General features: G+C 75.5%; 14 protein-coding genes. 6 read left to right on the top strand and 8 right to left on the bottom strand.

All coding sequences use genetic code 11. The features are described from left to right. Nucleotides 1-80: 80 nt before the first annotated feature. Together RQM47_RS07055 and RQM47_RS07050 are read right to left on the bottom strand one after the other, a co-directional pair. Nucleotides 81-1844: a M56 family metallopeptidase gene (locus RQM47_RS07055; RefSeq protein ID WP_314008126.1), complete on the bottom strand. Its 1764-nt coding sequence runs from the start codon at nt 1842-1844 to the stop codon at nt 81-83. Between the two features lie 127 nt (nt 1845-1971). After that, a complete protein-coding gene (locus RQM47_RS07050; RefSeq protein ID WP_311662031.1) occupies nt 1972-2352 on the bottom strand; it encodes a BlaI/MecI/CopY family transcriptional regulator in 381 nt (126 codons plus the stop codon). A 213-nt stretch (nt 2353-2565) separates the two neighbouring features. On the opposite strand from RQM47_RS07050, the gene RQM47_RS07045 reads away from it, so the two are divergent. Together RQM47_RS07045 and RQM47_RS07040 are read left to right on the top strand one after the other, a co-directional pair. Continuing rightward, nucleotides 2566-3882, top strand: a complete 1317-nt coding sequence (locus RQM47_RS07045; RefSeq protein ID WP_311662029.1) for a vitamin K epoxide reductase family protein — start codon at nt 2566-2568, stop codon at nt 3880-3882. A 1-nt stretch (nt 3883) separates the two neighbouring features. After that, nucleotides 3884-5077, top strand: coding sequence for a mechanosensitive ion channel family protein (locus RQM47_RS07040; RefSeq protein WP_311662027.1), 1194 nt, complete (start codon nt 3884-3886; stop codon nt 5075-5077). Nucleotides 5078-5107: 30 nt separating this feature from the next. Here RQM47_RS07040 and RQM47_RS07035 read toward each other — a convergent pair whose 3' ends face one another. Together RQM47_RS07035 and RQM47_RS07030 are read right to left on the bottom strand one after the other, a co-directional pair. Beyond that, on the bottom strand, nt 5108-5452 hold the full coding sequence (locus tag RQM47_RS07035; protein WP_311662024.1) for a hypothetical protein: 345 nt from the start codon (nt 5450-5452) through the stop codon (nt 5108-5110). A 100-nt stretch (nt 5453-5552) separates the two neighbouring features. After that, nucleotides 5553-6140 carry a Crp/Fnr family transcriptional regulator gene (locus tag RQM47_RS07030; protein WP_311662022.1) on the bottom strand — a complete coding sequence of 196 codons (588 nt, stop codon included), beginning with the start codon at nt 6138-6140 and terminating at the stop codon, nt 5553-5555. 203 nt (nt 6141-6343) lie between these two features. On the opposite strand from RQM47_RS07030, the gene RQM47_RS07025 reads away from it, so the two are divergent. The 3 genes from RQM47_RS07025 (at nt 6344) to RQM47_RS07015 (ending at nt 8763) form a co-directional block, all read left to right on the top strand. Further along, nucleotides 6344-7516, top strand: coding sequence for an HAD-IA family hydrolase (locus RQM47_RS07025; RefSeq protein ID WP_311662020.1), 1173 nt, complete (start codon nt 6344-6346; stop codon nt 7514-7516). Nucleotides 7517-7635: 119 nt separating this feature from the next. Continuing rightward, on the top strand, nt 7636-8109 hold the full coding sequence (mreD, locus tag RQM47_RS07020; RefSeq protein ID WP_311662018.1) for a rod shape-determining protein MreD: 474 nt from the start codon (nt 7636-7638) through the stop codon (nt 8107-8109). Between the two features lie 105 nt (nt 8110-8214). Continuing rightward, nucleotides 8215-8763 (top strand): YqgE/AlgH family protein, encoded by a 549-nt coding sequence (locus RQM47_RS07015; RefSeq protein WP_311662016.1) that lies wholly within the window; start codon nt 8215-8217, stop codon nt 8761-8763. 438 nt (nt 8764-9201) lie between these two features. Here RQM47_RS07015 and RQM47_RS07010 read toward each other — a convergent pair whose 3' ends face one another. The 4 genes from RQM47_RS07010 to RQM47_RS06995 all read right to left on the bottom strand — a co-directional run bounded on the left by RQM47_RS07010 (nt 9202) and on the right by RQM47_RS06995 (nt 15604). After that, nucleotides 9202-9834 carry a response regulator transcription factor gene (locus RQM47_RS07010; protein WP_311662014.1) on the bottom strand — a complete coding sequence of 211 codons (633 nt, stop codon included), beginning with the start codon at nt 9832-9834 and terminating at the stop codon, nt 9202-9204. Then, complete coding sequence (locus RQM47_RS07005; RefSeq protein WP_314008122.1) at nt 9831-11561, bottom strand: PAS domain S-box protein; 1731 nt, start codon at nt 11559-11561, stop codon at nt 9831-9833. The genes RQM47_RS07010 and RQM47_RS07005 overlap by 4 nt, the downstream gene beginning before the upstream one ends. A 66-nt stretch (nt 11562-11627) precedes the next feature. Continuing rightward, nucleotides 11628-12815, bottom strand: a complete 1188-nt coding sequence (locus RQM47_RS07000) for a cysteine desulfurase family protein (RefSeq protein WP_314008120.1) — start codon at nt 12813-12815, stop codon at nt 11628-11630. A 182-nt stretch (nt 12816-12997) separates the two neighbouring features. Continuing rightward, nucleotides 12998-15604, bottom strand: a complete 2607-nt coding sequence (locus tag RQM47_RS06995) for an acyl-CoA dehydrogenase (RefSeq protein WP_311663985.1) — start codon at nt 15602-15604, stop codon at nt 12998-13000. A gap of 394 nt (nt 15605-15998) precedes the next feature. Between RQM47_RS06995 and RQM47_RS06990 the strand changes: the two genes are divergently transcribed. Further along, on the top strand, nt 15999-16343 hold the full coding sequence (locus RQM47_RS06990; protein ID WP_311663983.1) for a phage holin family protein: 345 nt from the start codon (nt 15999-16001) through the stop codon (nt 16341-16343). Nucleotides 16344-16398 lie beyond the last annotated feature (55 nt).

Genomic DNA, 16398 nt, shown 5'->3' with positions numbered 1-16398 from the left:
AGGGAGTCCACCCCTTCCCCGTCTGCACACGGGGCGAGAGGCTCTTGGCGCGGGTCCAGGGGGCGAGCGGCGTCGCTCGGCTAGTAGCGGCGCTCGGCGGCGCGCCGGGCGCGGTCGATGTCCGCCCAGTCGACGGCGCCCGCCGACGCGGCGGGGCGGGGCGGCGGGCTCCGGTCCGGCGCCGCCGAGCGGGGCGGGCCGGGCGGACGAGCGCGGGCTTCGGCGCGGGCGCGCCGGAGCTCGTCCCGCGCTTCGCGGACCTCGGACCGCGCCTCCTCGAACGCCGCCTCCATCTCGGCCCGCCACTCCGCGTCCAGCTCCACGCCCTCGACACTGTCGAGCGCGTCGGCGACGACCTGGGCTACGTCCACGTCCGCGAGCGCGCGCTCGGCGGCGTCCAGGCTCATCGACTGGAGGTCGAGGGCCGCCCCGCCCGCGCCGCCAGAGCGCGAGGCGCGGAGGCGGTCCGACGCGGCGTGGAGGGTTTCCGACGCGCGGTCGAGCTGCGCCTCAGCCTCGTCGAGCGCGACCTCGGCGTCGTCGAGAGCGTCGAGCGTGTCGGCGAGCGCCTCCAGGACGGGCGGGGTGGGCACGGCGGGCGGGGCGGGAGCCGCCACGGGCGGGGCGGGCATCGGGACGTGGGCCGCCGCCCCGCCCGGGCGCTCCACCGGCTGCATGGCCGCGAGCGGCACGACGACGGCGAGCGCGAGCGCGACGGTCACCGCCAGCGACGCCCGGCCCAACCGCTTCCGCCGCCGCGTCGGGTCCAGGACCGAGCGGACGCGGGCTTCGAGGCCGGACCGCCGCGCCATCGGCGCGACGGCCGCGAGCGCCGCCCCGCCCCGCCGGAGCCCGCGCGCCACGCCGACCAGGTGCTCGGCGTAAGACGACGGCCGCGCCCCACCCCGGATCACGGCGTCGTCGCACGCCTCTTCGCGGGCGTCGAGGAACCGGCGGTAGGCGAACCACGCGCCCGGGTTCGGCCAGTGGACCGCGAGCGCGGCCTGCGCGAGCGCCTGCGTCCAGGCGTCGCGGCGGCGGAGGTGGGCCAGCTCGTGGAGCACGACGGCCTCGCGGCGGCCCTCGGCCCACCCGTCGGCCTGGGCCGGGAGCACGACCGCCCCGCCCCCCCAACCCCACGCGATCGGGACGGACAGGCGGTCGGACCGGAGCAGGCGGACCGTCGGGGGGAGGCCGGTCAGCCGCCGCGCCCGCTCGAACAGGACGGCCCACTCTTCGTCCGCTTCGGGCTCGGCCGCGGCCACGAGGCGGCGGGCGGCGAGAAACGCGACGGCCCACCCCAGCGCGACGGCGACCGCGCCGAGCGCCCAGGCGCCGGCCAGCCACCGCTCCCACCCCGCCCCGCCCCCGCCGGCGGGCGGGGCGGCGTCGGCCCACGCGCCGGCGGCCTCGGCGTCGAGGCGGGCCATCTCGGCGTCGAACGCCGCTACCTGGGCGTCGTGAGCGCGCATCTCCTCGTCAAACGCCGCGGCCCTGTACTCTCCCTCAGCGTGCGCTACGGGCGCGGCCCAGGTCGGCGGGGCGGGAGGCGGCGGCGGAACAGGAGGTGGGGGCGGCGGCGGCGGGGCGGGCAGAGGGGCCGGCGGCGGCGCGGGCGGGGCGGCCAGCCCGAACGCGGGCGGGGCGGCGGTGGGGAGCACGGGGAGCCGCCACGCCGGCCCGGCGGATTCGAGCACGGGCAGCGCCAGGAGCGCCGCGAGCGCCGCCGCCCACACGCCGTGCCGCGCCGCCGCGGGCGCGCGCCGCAACGAGAGCGACGCGAGCGCGGCGACGGCCAGCACGAGGACCCCTTTCCACAGGACGGAGACGAGGAGGGCGGTCATGGCGAGAGGGGGAGGCGTTTCGAGACGGTGCCCCGTGGGGCCAAGCGGGGTGGCGCCGTGAGCGGGTCGGGCGCTGGATCGGGCGGGAGGCGGACGGGCCTGTTTGCGGCCCCACCGACCGACCGGCTCAGCGGCCGTGCTCGCGGGCCTGGCGGATCAAAGCGTCCAGCCGGTCGAGCTCGGCGTCGGACAGGTCGGCGGCCGTCTCGTCGAGGAGGGCGGCGACGGCGCGGTCGGGGGCGTCGTCGAAGAACGTCCGCATCAGGTGGCGGAGGGCGCTCCGACCGGCGGCCTCGCGGGGGACCGTCGGGAGGTAGACGTAGCGCGGGCCGTCCTGCTCGTGGCGGACGTGGCCTTTCTCCTCCAGGATGCGGAGGTGCGTGCGGACGGCCGAGTCGCTGGGCGGGTCGGCGAGCGCCGCGCGGACGTCGGCGGCGCTGGCCCGGCCCAGCCGGTGGAGGACGTCGAGCACCTGGCGCTCGCGGCGGCTGAGGGAGGGGGGAGACATTGGATGTGTTAAAAACCTAGCACCAGAGTACGGCGCCGCGGCGGCCGGGTCAAGAGGAGCCGCTCATTTTTTAGCAGCCCCACCCCGCCCGGCGTCTGGGGCCGCAGGGGGAGGGACGCGGGGGGCGGGGCGGCTCCGTAGTTTGGCCCGCCCGCGCCGCCGTGCGATCTCGGCGGCTGGGGCGTTGACGAGACTCCACCCGCCCGGCCTGCCATGCCCCTCCCCGCCCAGACCTCCACCCTCCGCCGGGTCATCGTGGCCGTCGCCCTGCTCGGCGTCCTCGTCGTCGCCCACCTCGGGCTCCAGAAGGCGAACGGGTTCGTCCGCGGGTGCACCGGGTTCGAGGACGTGGCCTACTCGGTGAGCGCGCTCGGCGCGGCCCCGAGCGGGGCGGGGTCCGGGTGCGCGACCGTCACCGAGGGCGAGTACGCCTCGTTCGCCGGCGTCTCGAACATCACGTGGGGCCTCCTCTTCTACGTCCTCGTCGTCGGGCTCCGGCTGGCCTACGCCGCGACCGGGTCGGACCGGCTCCGGCTGGCGAGCGCGGGCGTCGTCGGCGTGGGCCTCCTGTACACGGCGTACCTCGTCTACCTCCAGGCCGCCGTGATCGGCTCGTTCTGCGTGCTCTGCATGACGTCGGCGGCCCTCGTGCTGACGCTCTTCGTGCTCCACTTTGTCGAGCAGCGGCGGCTCCGGGCGGTCCCCGCCGAGGGCGCCGCCCCGCCCCGGCGCGCGCTCGCGGGCGGGTCGCCCTCGCTCCAGCCCTACATCCCGATCCTCGGCGTGTTCGCGCTGCTCCTGGCCGCCGACGTGGTCCTGGCCGGGCGCGTCCAGGCGAGCATCCCCACGCCGACGGCCGCGCCGGCCCCGAACATCGCGGCCGTGGCCGCCCAGAACCGGGCGGCCGCGCCCCCGCCAGACACCGGCGGCGCGTGCAGCTACGACCCCCAGTTCGCGCCCCTCACCGACCTCTCGACGTTCACGAGCAGCCCGTACAAGGGGAGCCCGGACGCGCCCGTGACCGTCGTCGAGGTGTTCGACCCGAACTGCCCCCACTGCAAGGCGCTCGCCGAGTCGATGGAGCCCGTCGTCGCCGAGCACGGCGACGAGGCCACGTTCTACTACGTGGCGTACCCGCTGCGGCAGTCGTCGCTGGCCCAGACGATCGCGCTGAAGGTGGCTGCGCGCGAGGGGCGCTTTTTCGAGCTCCTCGACGAGATGTTCGCGCGCCAGGACGCGACGTGGGGGATGTCCGTGCCCGAGATCGTGGCGTCCGTGAACGCGGCCGGAATGGACGGGGCTGCCTTCCAGGCCCTCCTCAACGACGAGGCGCGGGTCCAGCCGATCCTGGCCCAGATCGAGGTCGAGGCGAAGGCGGTGCAGGCCGCGTTCACGGCGCCGGACGGCGGCCTCAGCGTGCCCAAGCTGGCCATCAACGGCCGCGTCGTCCAGTCCGACTACGCCTCGTACAGCCCGCGCTGCCTGGGCGAGTTCATCACGGAGGCCGCGGCCGGGACGGCCGCCGAGTAGCGTGCCGCTCCAGACCGCCCCGCCCGCCGGCGACGCGGGCACCGCCCCTGCGGCCGCCCCGCCCGCGTCGTCGGGGAGCGCGGTGCTGGACGCGCTGCAAGGGCGGGGCGGGGCGGCGACGGACGGGGCGGGGCCGAGCGGGGCCGTGGAGGCCCCGGTCCGCACGGGCTCGACGCTGGGCGACCGCGTCGTGGGGGGGATGGCCGACCTGCTCAACGTGTCGCCGCAGACGGCGCTCAACCTGATCGAGACGGTCGCCGTCGTCGTGGTGCTGTGGGGGCTCCGGGCGCTCGTGCTCGCCGCCGTCCGCCGCCGCTCGCCCGACGACGCCCGCCGGCTGTACTCGTGGCGCAAGGGGACGACCTACGTCGTCGTCGCGCTCACCGCGCTCGTCCTGCTCAACGTGTGGCTCGAGGGGCTGGGCTCGTTGGGCACGTTCCTCGGTCTCCTCACGGCCGGCATCGCGATCGCGCTGCGCGACCCGCTCGTGAACCTGGCGGGGTGGGCCTTCATCCTGTGGCGGCGGCCGTTCTCGCCGGGCGACCGCGTGACGGTCCACCAGCACTCGGGCGACGTGATCGACCAGCGCCTGTTCCAGTTCACGCTGCTCCAGACGGGGACGGTGGCCGGCGCGGGGCAGTCGACCGGGCGGATCGTCCACGTCCCCAACGGGTGGGTCTTTACGCACCCCGTCGTCAACCACACGGGCGCGTTCGCCTACGTGTGGCACGAGGTCCCGGTCGTGGTCACGTTCGAGAGCGACTGGCGGGCGGCCAAGGCCGCCCTGCTCGACATCGCCCACACGGTCACCAACAGCCTCTCGCCCGACGCCGAGCGGACGCTCCGCCGGGCGGCCCGGGACTACTTCATCTTCTACTCGAAGCTGACCCCGACCGTCTACACGAGCGTCGTGGGCGAGGGCGTCCAGCTCACGATCCGGTTCCTCGTCGAGCCCCGCCGCGTGCGCGGGAGCGAGCAGGACGTGTGGGAGGCCATCCTCGACCGCTTCGCAGCCCGCGATGACATCGACCTGGCGTACCCGACGACGCGGATGTTCTTCAACCAGACCGAGGGGAAGCCGGGCGCCGGCGGCCCGCCCCGCCACGGGGCCGACGGCGCGCCCGGCGACGTGGGCCTCCCCGCCCCGCCCGCGGCCGGCCGGGCGGCGCCGGGCGGGGCGGGCGACGTGCTGTAAGGGGCGAGCTGGCGCGGGCGGGGCGGCCCGTCACCCGTTCGGCGGCCCCACCCCGCCCCTATCGCGCGTCCGCAGGTGCCACAGGAGGAAGGCGGGGACGCTGAAGGCGAGGCTCCCAGCGATCGACAGGGCCACGAACGCGAGCCACCCCGGGCGCCGCAGCCCGAGCCGCGCGATGCCCCACGCGCCGAACCCGACCAGGACGAACGCCTCGGCCATGAACACGAGGGCCACGGGGTTCTGCTGCGCGGCGGCGACCACGTCGGGGCGGAACAGCGCGTAGTAGAGGAACGGGCCGTTCAGCCCGACGAGGCCGACGAACGCGAGCGCCCACAGGGCGGGGCGGGCGGAGCGGAGGGCGACGACGATGGACATGAGCGCGGGGGCGGACCCAAAGAGCGCCCGACGGGCAAACCCAAGGGGCGGGGTGGAGCCCCACGCTACCCGGGCGGGGCGGCCCGCGCCTTGACGCGCGTCAAGAACGGCCAGAGCGGACGCGGCTCAGCGTCTCGGGCGACATTCCGAGGTAGGACGCCACGTGCTTCTGGGCCGCGAGTTGGAGGACGTGCGGGGCCTCGCGGAGCAGCCTCCGGTAGCGGTCCTCGGCCGAGAGCGTGAGCAGCTCCCGCTCCCGCTTGGCCCGCCCCGCCCCGGCCGCCGCGAACAGCTTCCACGCCCACCGCTCCAGTTCGCGGTGGCGGTCCAGGAGCGCCGCGACATCGCCGTGGTCGGCGGCGAGCACCTGCCCGTCGGTGAGCGCGTCGAGCGCGTAGGCCGACGGCGTCTGGAGGAAGAACGAGTCGGGCACGCCAGAGAGGTCGGGCGGGTAGACGAAGGCGACGGTGACTTCGCGGCCGTCGGCGAGGAACGAGAGCCGCTGGACGCCCTCGACCACGAGCGAGAGCGTGCGCTCGGTCTCGCCCGCGCGCGTGAGCACCTCGCCCCGCCGCACGGCGCGGAGCCGCCACGGCCGCCGCACGTCGGCCCACACGGAATCGGGGAGCGGGTCGAATCGCTCGAACGAGCGGCGGAGTTCGGCGAGCGCGGCGTCGAGGGTGGGCATGGGCGGCTTGGGGTCGGTGGGTCAAGGTGTCCGCCCCGCCCGCGTGGCGCAAGGGCGGGGTGGTCGGGCGGGGCGGCGGGTGCCGCGCGCGCTCCTCGGTTCGGCATCGGCGACTCCGGAGGACTCCGGCCGACGACGATTCCGAGAACCGCGACGGGCGGGGCGGGTCTGGAGAGCCCCCTCCCCCCGCACCCACCCCGCCCGTGGCCCTCTCCGCACTCCTCCTCGACCTCGACGGCACGCTCACCGACTCCAACGACGCCCACGCCGAAGGCTTCGTCCGCGCCGCCAAGGAGTTCGGGCTCGGGCTCCCCAAAGACCGCTTCGACTTGGTGATCGGGAAGGGAGCCGACCACGTGGTGCCCGACGTGTTCGGGCCGGGCGTCGAGGCCGAGCACGGCGAGGCGATGCGCGACGCCATCGGCCGGGCGTTCCGCGAGATCGCCGCGGAGCGGACGCTCCGCCTGCTCGACGGCGCCGAGCGCCTGATCGACGCCGCCCGCGAGCGGGGGCTGACGCTGGCGCTCGCCACGTCATCGGCCGAGGGCGACCTCGACGCCTTGTTCGAGAGCGTGGGCACGGACCTCCGCGACCGCTTCGACGTCGTCACCACGTCGTCGGACGTCGACGGGAGCAAGCCCGAGCCCGACCTCGTCCGCGTGGTCGCCGACAAGCTGGGGCTCCCGCCGGCCGCCTGCGCCCTCGTCGGCGACACGGTCTACGACGCCGAGGCCGCGCTCCGGGGCGGGGCGGCGTTCGTCGGCGTGGCGACCTGGGTGTGGTCGGAAGACGACCTCCGCGGCGCCGGCGCCCGCGCCGTCTACGCGTCGACGGCCGCCCTCGTGGGCGACCTCGACGCGGCCCTCGCCGCGGCGGCGCCGGGCGACCACGCGCTCTCGGACGACGGGGCGGGGCGGCTCATGGACGCCGCGCTCGCCCAAGCCCGCGAGGCGTTCGAGGCCGGCGACGCGCCCATCGGCGCCGCCATCGGCCGGGGCGACGGGACCGTCGTGGCCGTCGGCCGCAACCGGGCGGCGACGGACGGCGACCGGCTCCGCCACGCCGAGACGGACGCGCTCCACGCGCTCGCCGAGCGGGGCGGCCTGGACGAGCCGGGCCTGGTGCTCGCGACGACGCTCGAGCCGTGCGCCATGTGCCTCGGGGCCATGACCGAGGCCGGCGTCCACGCGTCGGTCTACGCCCTAGCCGCCCCGCCCAACGGGGCCGCCGGTCACCTCTCCCCTCTCCCCGGGCGGACGCTCCCGCTCGTGGCGCGCGGTCCGGGCCGCGACGAGAGCCTCGCCCTCCTCCGCCGCGCGGCCGACCGCGACGGCGGGTTCGCCGCGCGCCTCGTGGCGGCCGTCGACGCCGAGTAACGTGGGCGGGGCGGCGCCCGGCCCGAGTCCGCCCCGCCCGCCGGGCGTCGCCTGCCGGTCCCCCTCCGGCTCCGTAGTTTCCGGCGTCCCGCCCTCTGGGTTTCCGCCCCGCCCGACGCATGCCGTACGTACTCCGCCAGGTCGCCGTCGGCCTGGCCGTGGTTCTCGCTCAGTGGCTCCTGAGCAACCTGGGCCTGTGGGGCGTCACGCCAGACGTGGTCTTACTGTACGTGGCCTACGTGGCGCTCCGGCGCGGCCGCGTGCCCGGGGCCGTCACGGGGTTCTGGACCGGGCTCCTGATGGACATCGTCGTCAACCCGTCGACGCTGGGCGTCAACGCGCTCCTCAAGACGCTCATGGGGTTCGTGGTCGGCCTGTTCCAGTCCGAGCAGGGCGAGCACCTGCGGCTTACGCCGGTGCAGGCGTTCGTCGGCGCGCTCGTCGTGGCGGTCGTCCACAACGGGCTGCTCACGATCCTGCTCGCGCTCGACCAGGGCACGCGGACGCCGTTCCTGGTCTTCGGGCTGTGGCTGGGCGGCGCGCTCTACACGGCGGCCGTGGCGCTCGTCGTGGCGCTCTTCCGGGGGCGGTAGCGGGCGGGGCGGGGGCTCGCACAGCCGGCCCCTACGCGAAGCTGCGCCGCCGGACCCGGCCCCTCTGCGCGTGCGTTGGACAGGCTGCCCCCCGCCCGTCGCCCGATGTCCGCTCCCACGCCCGGCTCCCTGCTCGTCGCCGAACCGCCGATGGCGGACCCCAACTTCCGCCGAGCCGTGCTCCTGCTCTGCGAGCACACGACCGAGGGCTCCTACGGGCTCGTGCTCAACCGGCCGACCGGCCTCTCGCTGTCGGAGGCCGCCGCCGACCCGCTCCCGTTCGACGCCGAGCTCGGGCTCGGCGGGCCGGTCCAGCCCGACACGCTCCACTACCTCCACCCCTACGACCACCTCGACGGCGCGCTCCCCGTCTGCGACGACGTGTTCTGGGGCGGCTCGTTCGACGAGGTCCAGGAGGGCGCGCGGGCGGGGTGGCTGGACGCCTCGCGGTTCCGCTTTTTCGTCGGCTACTCCGGCTGGGGGCCGGGCCAGCTCGACGCCGAGGTCGAGGAGGGCTCGTGGATCGTCCTCGACGGCTCGGCCGAGGTCGTGTTCGCCGAGGGCTCCGACGCCCTCTGGCGCGGCGTGCTCCGCCGGCTCGGCGGCGAGTACGCCCTGCTCTCGACGTTCCCCGACGATCCGCGGATGAACTGACGGGGCAGCGGGCAGCGGGCAGCGGGCAGCGGGCAGCGGGCAGCGGGCAGCGGGCAGCGGGCAGCGGGCAGCGGGCCAAAGATGCACCACCCCGCCCGCAGAACGTGAGGGCGGGGCGGGGTGGCCGCCGTAGCGGCGTTGCATGCAACGCCGTCGGGCCGCCGCCCACGGGCGGGGCGGCGCGCGGGCGGGGCGGCGCCTACCCAAACCGCCCCGCCCGCGTCACAACCACCTCGCCCTTTGGGTCCTATCCCCTCTTGGCTGCGCCGACGCTGCGCGGTGGCCAGGAGGAGGGCTGCCGCCGCCTCAAGACGGCGACGTGCCCGCCCACGACCGCCCCGCCCGCTGCTCGCCGCCCGCTGCTCGCCGGCCCCGCAGGGGCGGGGTGGAACGAAAAGGGCACCACCCCGCCCGCGCGCCACCCAGTCCCCAGTCCCCTCACTCCACCAGCTTGTTCTCGAGGGCGTAGCGCGTGAGTTCGGAGTTGTTCGACATCCCCATCTTCTGGAGGAGCCGCGCGCGGTAGGTCGAGATCGTCTTGACGCTGAGCGAGAGGTCTTCGGCGATGCCGCCGACGGTCTTGCCCGAGGCCAGGAGCCGGAGCACCTGGTACTCGCGGTCCGAGAGCGCCGCGTGGGGCACGGCGTCGGGGTCCGCGTCGAGCGCGTCGAGGAGCGCCTCAGCGAGCGTGCGCGTGAGGAACCGCTTGCCCTGGGCCACGCGGCGGACGGCCTCGACGAGGTCGGCCTCGGCGCTCTCCTTCGTGAGGTAGCCCAGCGCCCCGGCCCGCACCACGCGCACGGCGTACTGGTCCTCGGGGTGGGCCGAGAGGACGAGGAGCGGGAGCCCTGGGAACTCAGCGTGGAGCGACTTGACGAGGTCGAGGCCGCTCGGCCCGGGCATGTTCATGTCCATCACGATCACGTCCACGCGCCCGTCGCGGACGGCCCGGAGCAGCGCGTCGCCGGAGTCGGCCTCGGCGACCACGTCGAGGCCGGGCGTCTCGCGGAGGAGCTCGATGAGCCCGCGGCGAACGAGGGCGTGGTCGTCGGCAATCGCGACGCGGGTCATGGGCGGGGCGGGGCGAGGGGGAGCGTGCACTCGACGACGGTGCCCCGGCCGGGCACGCCGCGGACGTCGAGCGTGCCGCCGAGCGCGCCGGCCCGCTCGCGCATCCCGAGCAGCCCGAGCGTCCGACGGCCGACGGCGTTCCCGTCAAAGCCCCGCCCGTCGTCGGCGACCGTGAGCCGGACCGCCCCGCCCCCGAGCGTGACGTCGAGTGTGACGTCGACGGACCGGGCGTCGGCGTGGCGGGCCACGTTCGTCAGCGCCTCCTGGAGCACGCGGAAAGCGGCCGTCGCCACGTCGGTCGGGACCTCGGCCGTGCCCTCGACCGCGAGCGACGCCTCGACGCCGGTCCGCGCCGCGAACCGCTCGACCTGCCACTCGGCCGCGCTCGCGAGCCCGAAGTCGTCGAGTACGCCCGGCCGGAGGTCGGCGGCTACCTGGCGGACGTGGCCGATCGTCTCGTCGATCGTCTCGCGAAGCTCGGCCAGCCGCGCCTGAGCCTCGGCGTTGTCGGAGAGGCGCCGGCCGAACCACCCGATGCCGAGGCGGATGGCCGTGAGCTGCTGCCCGAGCACATCGTGGACCTCGCGCGAGAGCCGCGCCCGCTCCTCCTCGCGGACGTCCTGGAGGTGCGTCGCGAGCGCGCGGAGCTCGGTCCGCGACCGTTGGAGCGCCGCCGTCTTCTGCCGGAGCGCGGTCACGTCGCGGATCATCGAGATCACCTCGCCGTCGCCGAGCGGGGCGAGCCGGACCTCGCGGTGCCGCGTCTCGCCCATCACCTCGACCTCGTAGTCGTACGAGACGACGCGGCCGGTCTCGCGGAGGCGGCCCACGTTGTCCGCGAACTTCCGCGCGATGTCAGTCTGGATCACGTCCTGGAGCCGGCGCCCGAGCATGGCCTCGGCCGGGAACTCGGTCTCGAAGACGGGCGGCACGTGGAAGTCGACGACCCAGCCGTCGTGGCGGAGCCGCGAGACCACGTCGGGGAGCGCCCGGACGACGGCGCGGTAGCGGGCCTCAGAATCGCGGAGCCGCTCCTCCATCTCGACCCGCTCGGTCACGTCGCGCGTGCTGACGACGCCGTACGTCCGCCCGCCCGCGCAGGCGGGGCGGCCGACGCTCTCGACGACGCGAACGCAGCCGTCGGCGTCGCGCACGCGGTACTGGGTCGCGACCGGCGCCCCGCCCGCGGCCACCGCACCCACGTACGCCCGCCGCACGCGGTCGAGGTCGTCGGGGTGGACCGATGCGAACGGCTCGCGGCCGACGAGGTCCTCGGCGGGGGCGCCCGTCAGCTCCTCGGCGGCCGGACTTGCGTAGAGCGTCCGGCCGTCGGCGTCGGTGAGCGTGAGGAGGTCGGTCGCGCACTCGACCATCAGCCGGAACACGTCGGTCTCGTCCTGGGCCGCCGCGTGCCGCGCGAGCGCCCGCCGGACGGCCCGTCGAGCGTCTTCGGGCGGGGCGGACGCCGAGACGGCCTCGTCGGCCCCGGCCTGGAGCGCGGCCTCCTCGGCGTCGTCGCCGTCGGCCACGACGAGGGCCGGCGGCCGCTCACGGGGCCGGCGGAGCCAGTCGGCGGCGGCGGCGGGGTCGCCCGCGACGACGACGAGCGCGGCGCCGCCGCGGGCGGGGAGGTCGGCGGCCGCCGCGCACGAGTGGACGGCCGCGTCGAGCGCGGCGGCCCACGGAGCACGGGGGCCGAGCCAGAGGACGTCGCCGGAGAGGAGCACGGGGCCAGGGAGGGACGGGCCGGAAACGTACGCGCTGCCGGTGCCAGTTCCGCTAGGGACGCCAGACTACCCCGCCCCGCCCTGGCGCGCGACGACGCGGACGAGGGCTGCCGCCGCGGCGTCGACGTCGGCCTCGGTCGTGCCCCGCCCGAGCGAGAACCGAACGGTCGCCGCGGCCGTCGCGCGGTCGAGCCCTTGGGCGAGCAGGACGTGGCTGGGCTCGAGCGCCCCGCTCGTGCACGCGCTCCCGGCCGACGCCGCGACGCCCTCCAGGTCGAGCGCCGTCAGCAGCATCTCCCCGTCGAGCGCGCCCCGCCCTGCGCCGGGGCGGGGCGGGAACGAGACGCTGAGGACGTGTGGGGCGGCGCCGGACGGCGTGTTCACGACCACGCCGTCCCCGAAGACGGCGACGACGCGTGCGCGGAGCCGGTCGCGCAAGGCCCCAACCCCGACGGCGTGGTCGACGCGCTCGGCGTCGGCGAGCGCGAGCGCCTCGGCAAAGCCGACCATGGCCGCCACGTTCTCGGTCCCCCCCCGGCGCCCTCGCTCCTGCGCCCCGCCCGTCTGCACCGCCCCAAACGACGTGCCCGCGCGGACGTAGAGGGCGCCGACGCCTTTCGGCCCGCCCACCTTGTGCCCGGACAGCGAGAGGAGGTCGACGCCCAGCGCGTCGACGTCGAGCGGCAGGAGGCCCGCGGCCTGGACGGCGTCGGTGTGGGTGGCCGCCCCGCCCCGCTCCGCCACGCGCGCGATGTCCGCGACGGGGTTGACGGCGCCCGTCTCGTTGTTGACGAGCATGGCCGAGACCAGCCCCGTCTGCTCGGTGAGCGCGTCTGCGACGGCCTCGGCCGTGAGCCGCCCCGCCCCGTCGGGCGGGAGCACGGTGACCGGGTATCCCTCGGCGGCGAGCGCCTCGGCGGTTCGCAGCACGGCCTCGTGCTCGGTCGCCGACGTGACAAGACCGCCCCGCCGGTTTGCGGCCCGCCCGGTCTCGCGGAGGGCCGCGCCGGTGAGCACGCCGCGGAGAGCGAGGTTGTCGGCTTCGGTCCCGCCGCTCGTGAACACGACCTCGCCCGGCTCACAGCCCAGAACGCCCGCGACGCGCGCCCGCGCCTTTTCCACAGCCACGCGCGCGCGCCGCCCCGCCCCGTGCAGCGACGACGGGTTGCCGTGGTGCTCGCGGAGGTACGGGAGCATCGCGTCGAGCGCTTCGGCTCGGAGCGGCGTCGTCGCGGCGTGGTCGAGGTAGGGCACGGGCGGGGTTCGGGGTTCGGGGTTCGGGGTTCGGGGTTCGGGGTTCGGAAGGTGCCCGGCCGCCCCGCCCGCGTCAACCCAAGCGTTGGCGGAATCGGGCGGGGCGGGCGCACGTCCCGCACGCGAGGGCGGGGCGGCCCCCAGAGGAACCGCCCCGCCCGACGCCGATGCGCGGGGGACGCCTAGACCGCGTCGTCCTCGGCGGCCGGATCTTCGGTCACCACGGCGCCCGTCCACGTCGACGCGCCGGCGTCGGTCCGGGCCGGACCGCCAAAGCCGACGGCGCCCACGGGCGGGGCGGCGCCGTCGCCCAGGCCGTCGCCGGTTGCCTGCCCGTCGCCGCCCACCTCGTCGGGCGCGACGGCGCTCTCGAAGTACTCCTCGGTCGTGAAGCTGTCGACCTGGATCGCGTCGTTGCGGGCCTCCTCGGCGCGCTGCAAGAGCGCGGCCTCCTCGGGCGTCAGCACGCCGTCTTCGACGGCCTGCGGGATGAGCGTGGCGGGGTGGGCCTTCGGGAGCGCCCCGCTGCGGATCGCCGCCTTCACCTTCGAGACCACGCCCTCGGCCTCGTACGCGAGGCGCATCGTGTGCTCGAAGCGGCCCAGCGTGTGGTCCGGGTCGAGCGTGGAGAAGACGCCGCCGAACAGGCGGTCGCGCTGCTCGCCCGGGACCTGCATGGCCGCGGCCACGCGGTGCCCGGTCCGGTCCGAGGGCGGGGCGGCGAGCCGGTTGAAGCGGCTCCACGCGGCGATCGGGCCGCGGAACAGCCACGTCGCGCCGGGGACCGCCAGGTTGGCGAACAGGCCGTCGAAGGCGTCCTGGATCTGGGCGAACGCGTAGTCCATCGACCACCGCATAAACGGCTCGTCCTCTTTCAGTCGTCCCTCGGCCTCGTAGCGGCGGAGCACGGCGGCGCCGAAGTACATCCACATAAAGACGTCGGCGAACCGGCCCGTCAGCTTCTCCTTCCGCTTGAGGTCGCCGCCGAGCGTGCCCATTGCGAGGTCGGCGAGGAAGGCGAACGTGGCGCTCGACCACGACAGCTTCCGCCAGTAGCCGGCCGCCGCCCCGCCCACGGGCGCGCCCGCGAGGAGCCCGCGCGAGAGGCTCAGGCCCACGGCCCGGAACCCGTTGCGGACGACGTGGCCGATGTGCGGCCAGAAGGCGGCGTCGAACGCCCGGACGTCCCACGCCATGAGCGCCTGCATCTCCTTGAGCGCGTACGGGTGGCACCGGATGGCGCCCTGCCCGAACACCATGAGCGTCCGCGTGAGGATGTTGGCGCCCTCGACCGTGATCGAGACCGGCGTTCCGATGTAGGCCGCCGCGAGCGGGTTGCGCGGGCCGCGGCTGATGGCGTTGCCGCCGAGCACGTCCATCGCGTCGTTGATCCCCTTGCGGAACAGCTCGGTCGTGTTGTACTTCATCATGGCCGTGACCACGGCCGGGGCGGCGCCCTGGTCGAGCCCGCCGCAGGTGTACCGCCGGGCCGCCTCCATCATGTAGGCCCAGCCGCCGATGCGCGCGAGCGGCTCCTCGATGCCCTCGAACTTGCCGATCGAGAGCCCGAACTGCTTGCGGATGAGCGCGTGGGCGCCCGCCACGCGCGCCGCCTGCTTGATCCCGGCCGTCGCCGACGCCGGCAGCGAGATGCCCCGCCCCGCCGCCAGCGACTGCATGAGCATGGTCCACCCCCGCCCCGCCCCGGCCGCCCCGCCGATGACAGCGTCCTCCAGCTTTACGACCACGTCGTGACCCTCGGTCGGGCAGTTCCAGAACGGGACCCCAAGCGGGTCGTGGCGCTGGCCGAGCACGACGCCCTCGGTGTCGCTCGGGACGAGGGCGCACGTGATGCCCAGGTCCGTGCCCTTGCCCAGCAGGTTGTCCGGGTCGTCGAGCTTGAACGCGAGCCCGAGCACGTCCGAGATCGCCGCGAGCGTGATGTAGCGCTTGCGCCAGTTGAGCCGGAGGTAGAGGTCACCGTCGTCGCCGCGGAAGACGGTGCCGCGCGACGAGATCGCGCCGGCGTCGCTCCCCGCCCCCGGCTCGGTGAGCGCAAAGGCCGGGATGGCCTCGCCGGTCGCCAGCTTCGGCAGCCAGTGGTCCTTCTGCGCCGGCGTCCCAAAGTGGGCCAGCAGCTCGGCCGGGCCGAGCGAGTTGGGCACCATGACGGTAATCCCGAGCGCGCTCGACACGCTCGACGCCTTCGACACGATCGCGCTATTGGCCGACGGGCTGAACCCGTGACCGCCGTACTCCTTGGGCACGATGAGCCCGAAAAAGCGGCCGTCTCGGAGCTTCTGCCACACGCTCTCTGGGAGGTCCCGCCGCTGCCACACCTCCCAGTCGTCGACCGATTGGCAGAGGTCCTCGACGGGGCCGTCCAGGAACGCCTGCTCCTCCTCGGTCAACCCGGCGTAGGGCTGGGCCATGATGCGCTCGAAATCGGGCTTGCCCGAGAACAGCTCGCCCTCGACCCAGACGGTCCCGGCGTCGATGGCCTCCTGCTCGGTCCGCGAGATGACGGGGAGGAAGTTGAGCGCCTTCATCGCCTTCATCACCGCGAGCGACACCTGCCGGCGGATCGGCGGGATGAGGAAGACAGCGGCTAGCACGACGAACACGGCCGTCAGCCAGAGCGGAGCGCCGAACCCGACGAGGGCGACGAGGCCGGCCGCGGCCCACGCCCACAGCGGTGCGCCCGTAAAGCCGAGCGCGAACAGGACGAGGAGCACGCCGAGCACGGCGGCCCAAACCGGCGTGCCGGCAAAAAAGGCGAGGGCGTCCATCGGGAGGGGGGCTAGACGGGAGAGGAACGAGCCGGTCAGATCGGCCGGGCTCCGCGGGCGGGGCGGCGGCCAGCAAACTTCAAGGTGACTTAACAGTGTAAACCTTTCGCTCTGAAGAAGCAAGCCCGCCCCGCCCGCGCGGGCGGAGCGTCTTGTAAGACGAGCCGCCGGGCGCAGACGGGCGGGGCGGGCGCGCCGGGAGCGCGACGCAGAACCGGGCGGCCGACATGGCGGGCGGGGCGGCGTCCACGGGAGCCCCACCCCGCCTAGTCTCACGAGCCGCGTCCGCGCTGGATACGCCGCGTTGGGCGCTCGCAGCTAGGGGATCGGCGCAGCACCTTCGGGCGGGGCGGCGCGTAGGGTTGGCTCTCCTCCACCCCGCTCACGTTTCCTCATGTCCCTCTTGCTCCGCTGGGTCGCCAGCGCCGCGGCCCTGCTCCTCGTCGCAACCCTCGTCCCCGGCGTCCAACTGGACGGCATCGGTGCGGCGCTCGTCGCGGCCGTCGTGCTCGGCCTCATCAACGCGACGATCAAGCCGGTCCTCAAGCTCCTCTCGCTCCCGATCCGGCTGCTGACACTCGGCCTGTTCACGCTCGTCATCAACGCGGCTCTGTTCGCGCTCGCGGCCTGGCTCGTGCCCGGCTTCGGGGCCGACGGGTTCGGCTCCGTGTTTATCGGCGCCATCGTGTACGGCCTGCTCACGTGGGCCATCGCCGGCCTCCTCGGCGGCGACGACTGATCGGACCCGCCCCGCCCCCAGTCGCCCCACAGTTCGGGGCGGGGCGGTCTTCCCC

It is taken from the genome of Rubrivirga sp. S365 (genome assembly GCF_032248475.1).
In the GTDB taxonomy this organism is placed as follows: Bacteria; Bacteroidota; Rhodothermia; order Rhodothermales; family Rubricoccaceae; genus Rubrivirga; species Rubrivirga litoralis.
The sequence above is the reverse complement of the archived record's forward strand: the minus strand, read 5'-3'. Positions and strand labels throughout refer to the sequence as shown.

Bases quoted from the DNA above. Each gene is read 5' to 3' on its own strand.
- RQM47_RS06995 (WP_311663985.1), bottom strand. From the start codon at position 15,604: ATGGACGCCCTCGCCTTTTTTGCCGGCACGCCGGTTTGGGCCGCCGTG.
- RQM47_RS06990 (WP_311663983.1), top strand. From the start codon at position 15,999: ATGTCCCTCTTGCTCCGCTGGGTCGCCAGCGCCGCGGCCCTGCTCCTC.
- RQM47_RS07030 (WP_311662022.1), bottom strand. From the start codon at position 6,140: ATGCCCACCCTCGACGCCGCGCTCGCCGAACTCCGCCGCTCGTTCGAG.
- RQM47_RS07050 (WP_311662031.1), bottom strand. From the start codon at position 2,352: ATGTCTCCCCCCTCCCTCAGCCGCCGCGAGCGCCAGGTGCTCGACGTC.
- RQM47_RS07055 (WP_314008126.1), bottom strand. From the start codon at position 1,844: ATGACCGCCCTCCTCGTCTCCGTCCTGTGGAAAGGGGTCCTCGTGCTG.
- RQM47_RS07010 (WP_311662014.1), bottom strand. From the start codon at position 9,834: ATGACCCGCGTCGCGATTGCCGACGACCACGCCCTCGTTCGCCGCGGG.
- RQM47_RS07015 (WP_311662016.1), top strand. From the start codon at position 8,215: ATGTCCGCTCCCACGCCCGGCTCCCTGCTCGTCGCCGAACCGCCGATG.
- mreD (WP_311662018.1), top strand. From the start codon at position 7,636: ATGCCGTACGTACTCCGCCAGGTCGCCGTCGGCCTGGCCGTGGTTCTC.
- RQM47_RS07045 (WP_311662029.1), top strand. From the start codon at position 2,566: ATGCCCCTCCCCGCCCAGACCTCCACCCTCCGCCGGGTCATCGTGGCC.
- RQM47_RS07035 (WP_311662024.1), bottom strand. From the start codon at position 5,452: ATGTCCATCGTCGTCGCCCTCCGCTCCGCCCGCCCCGCCCTGTGGGCG.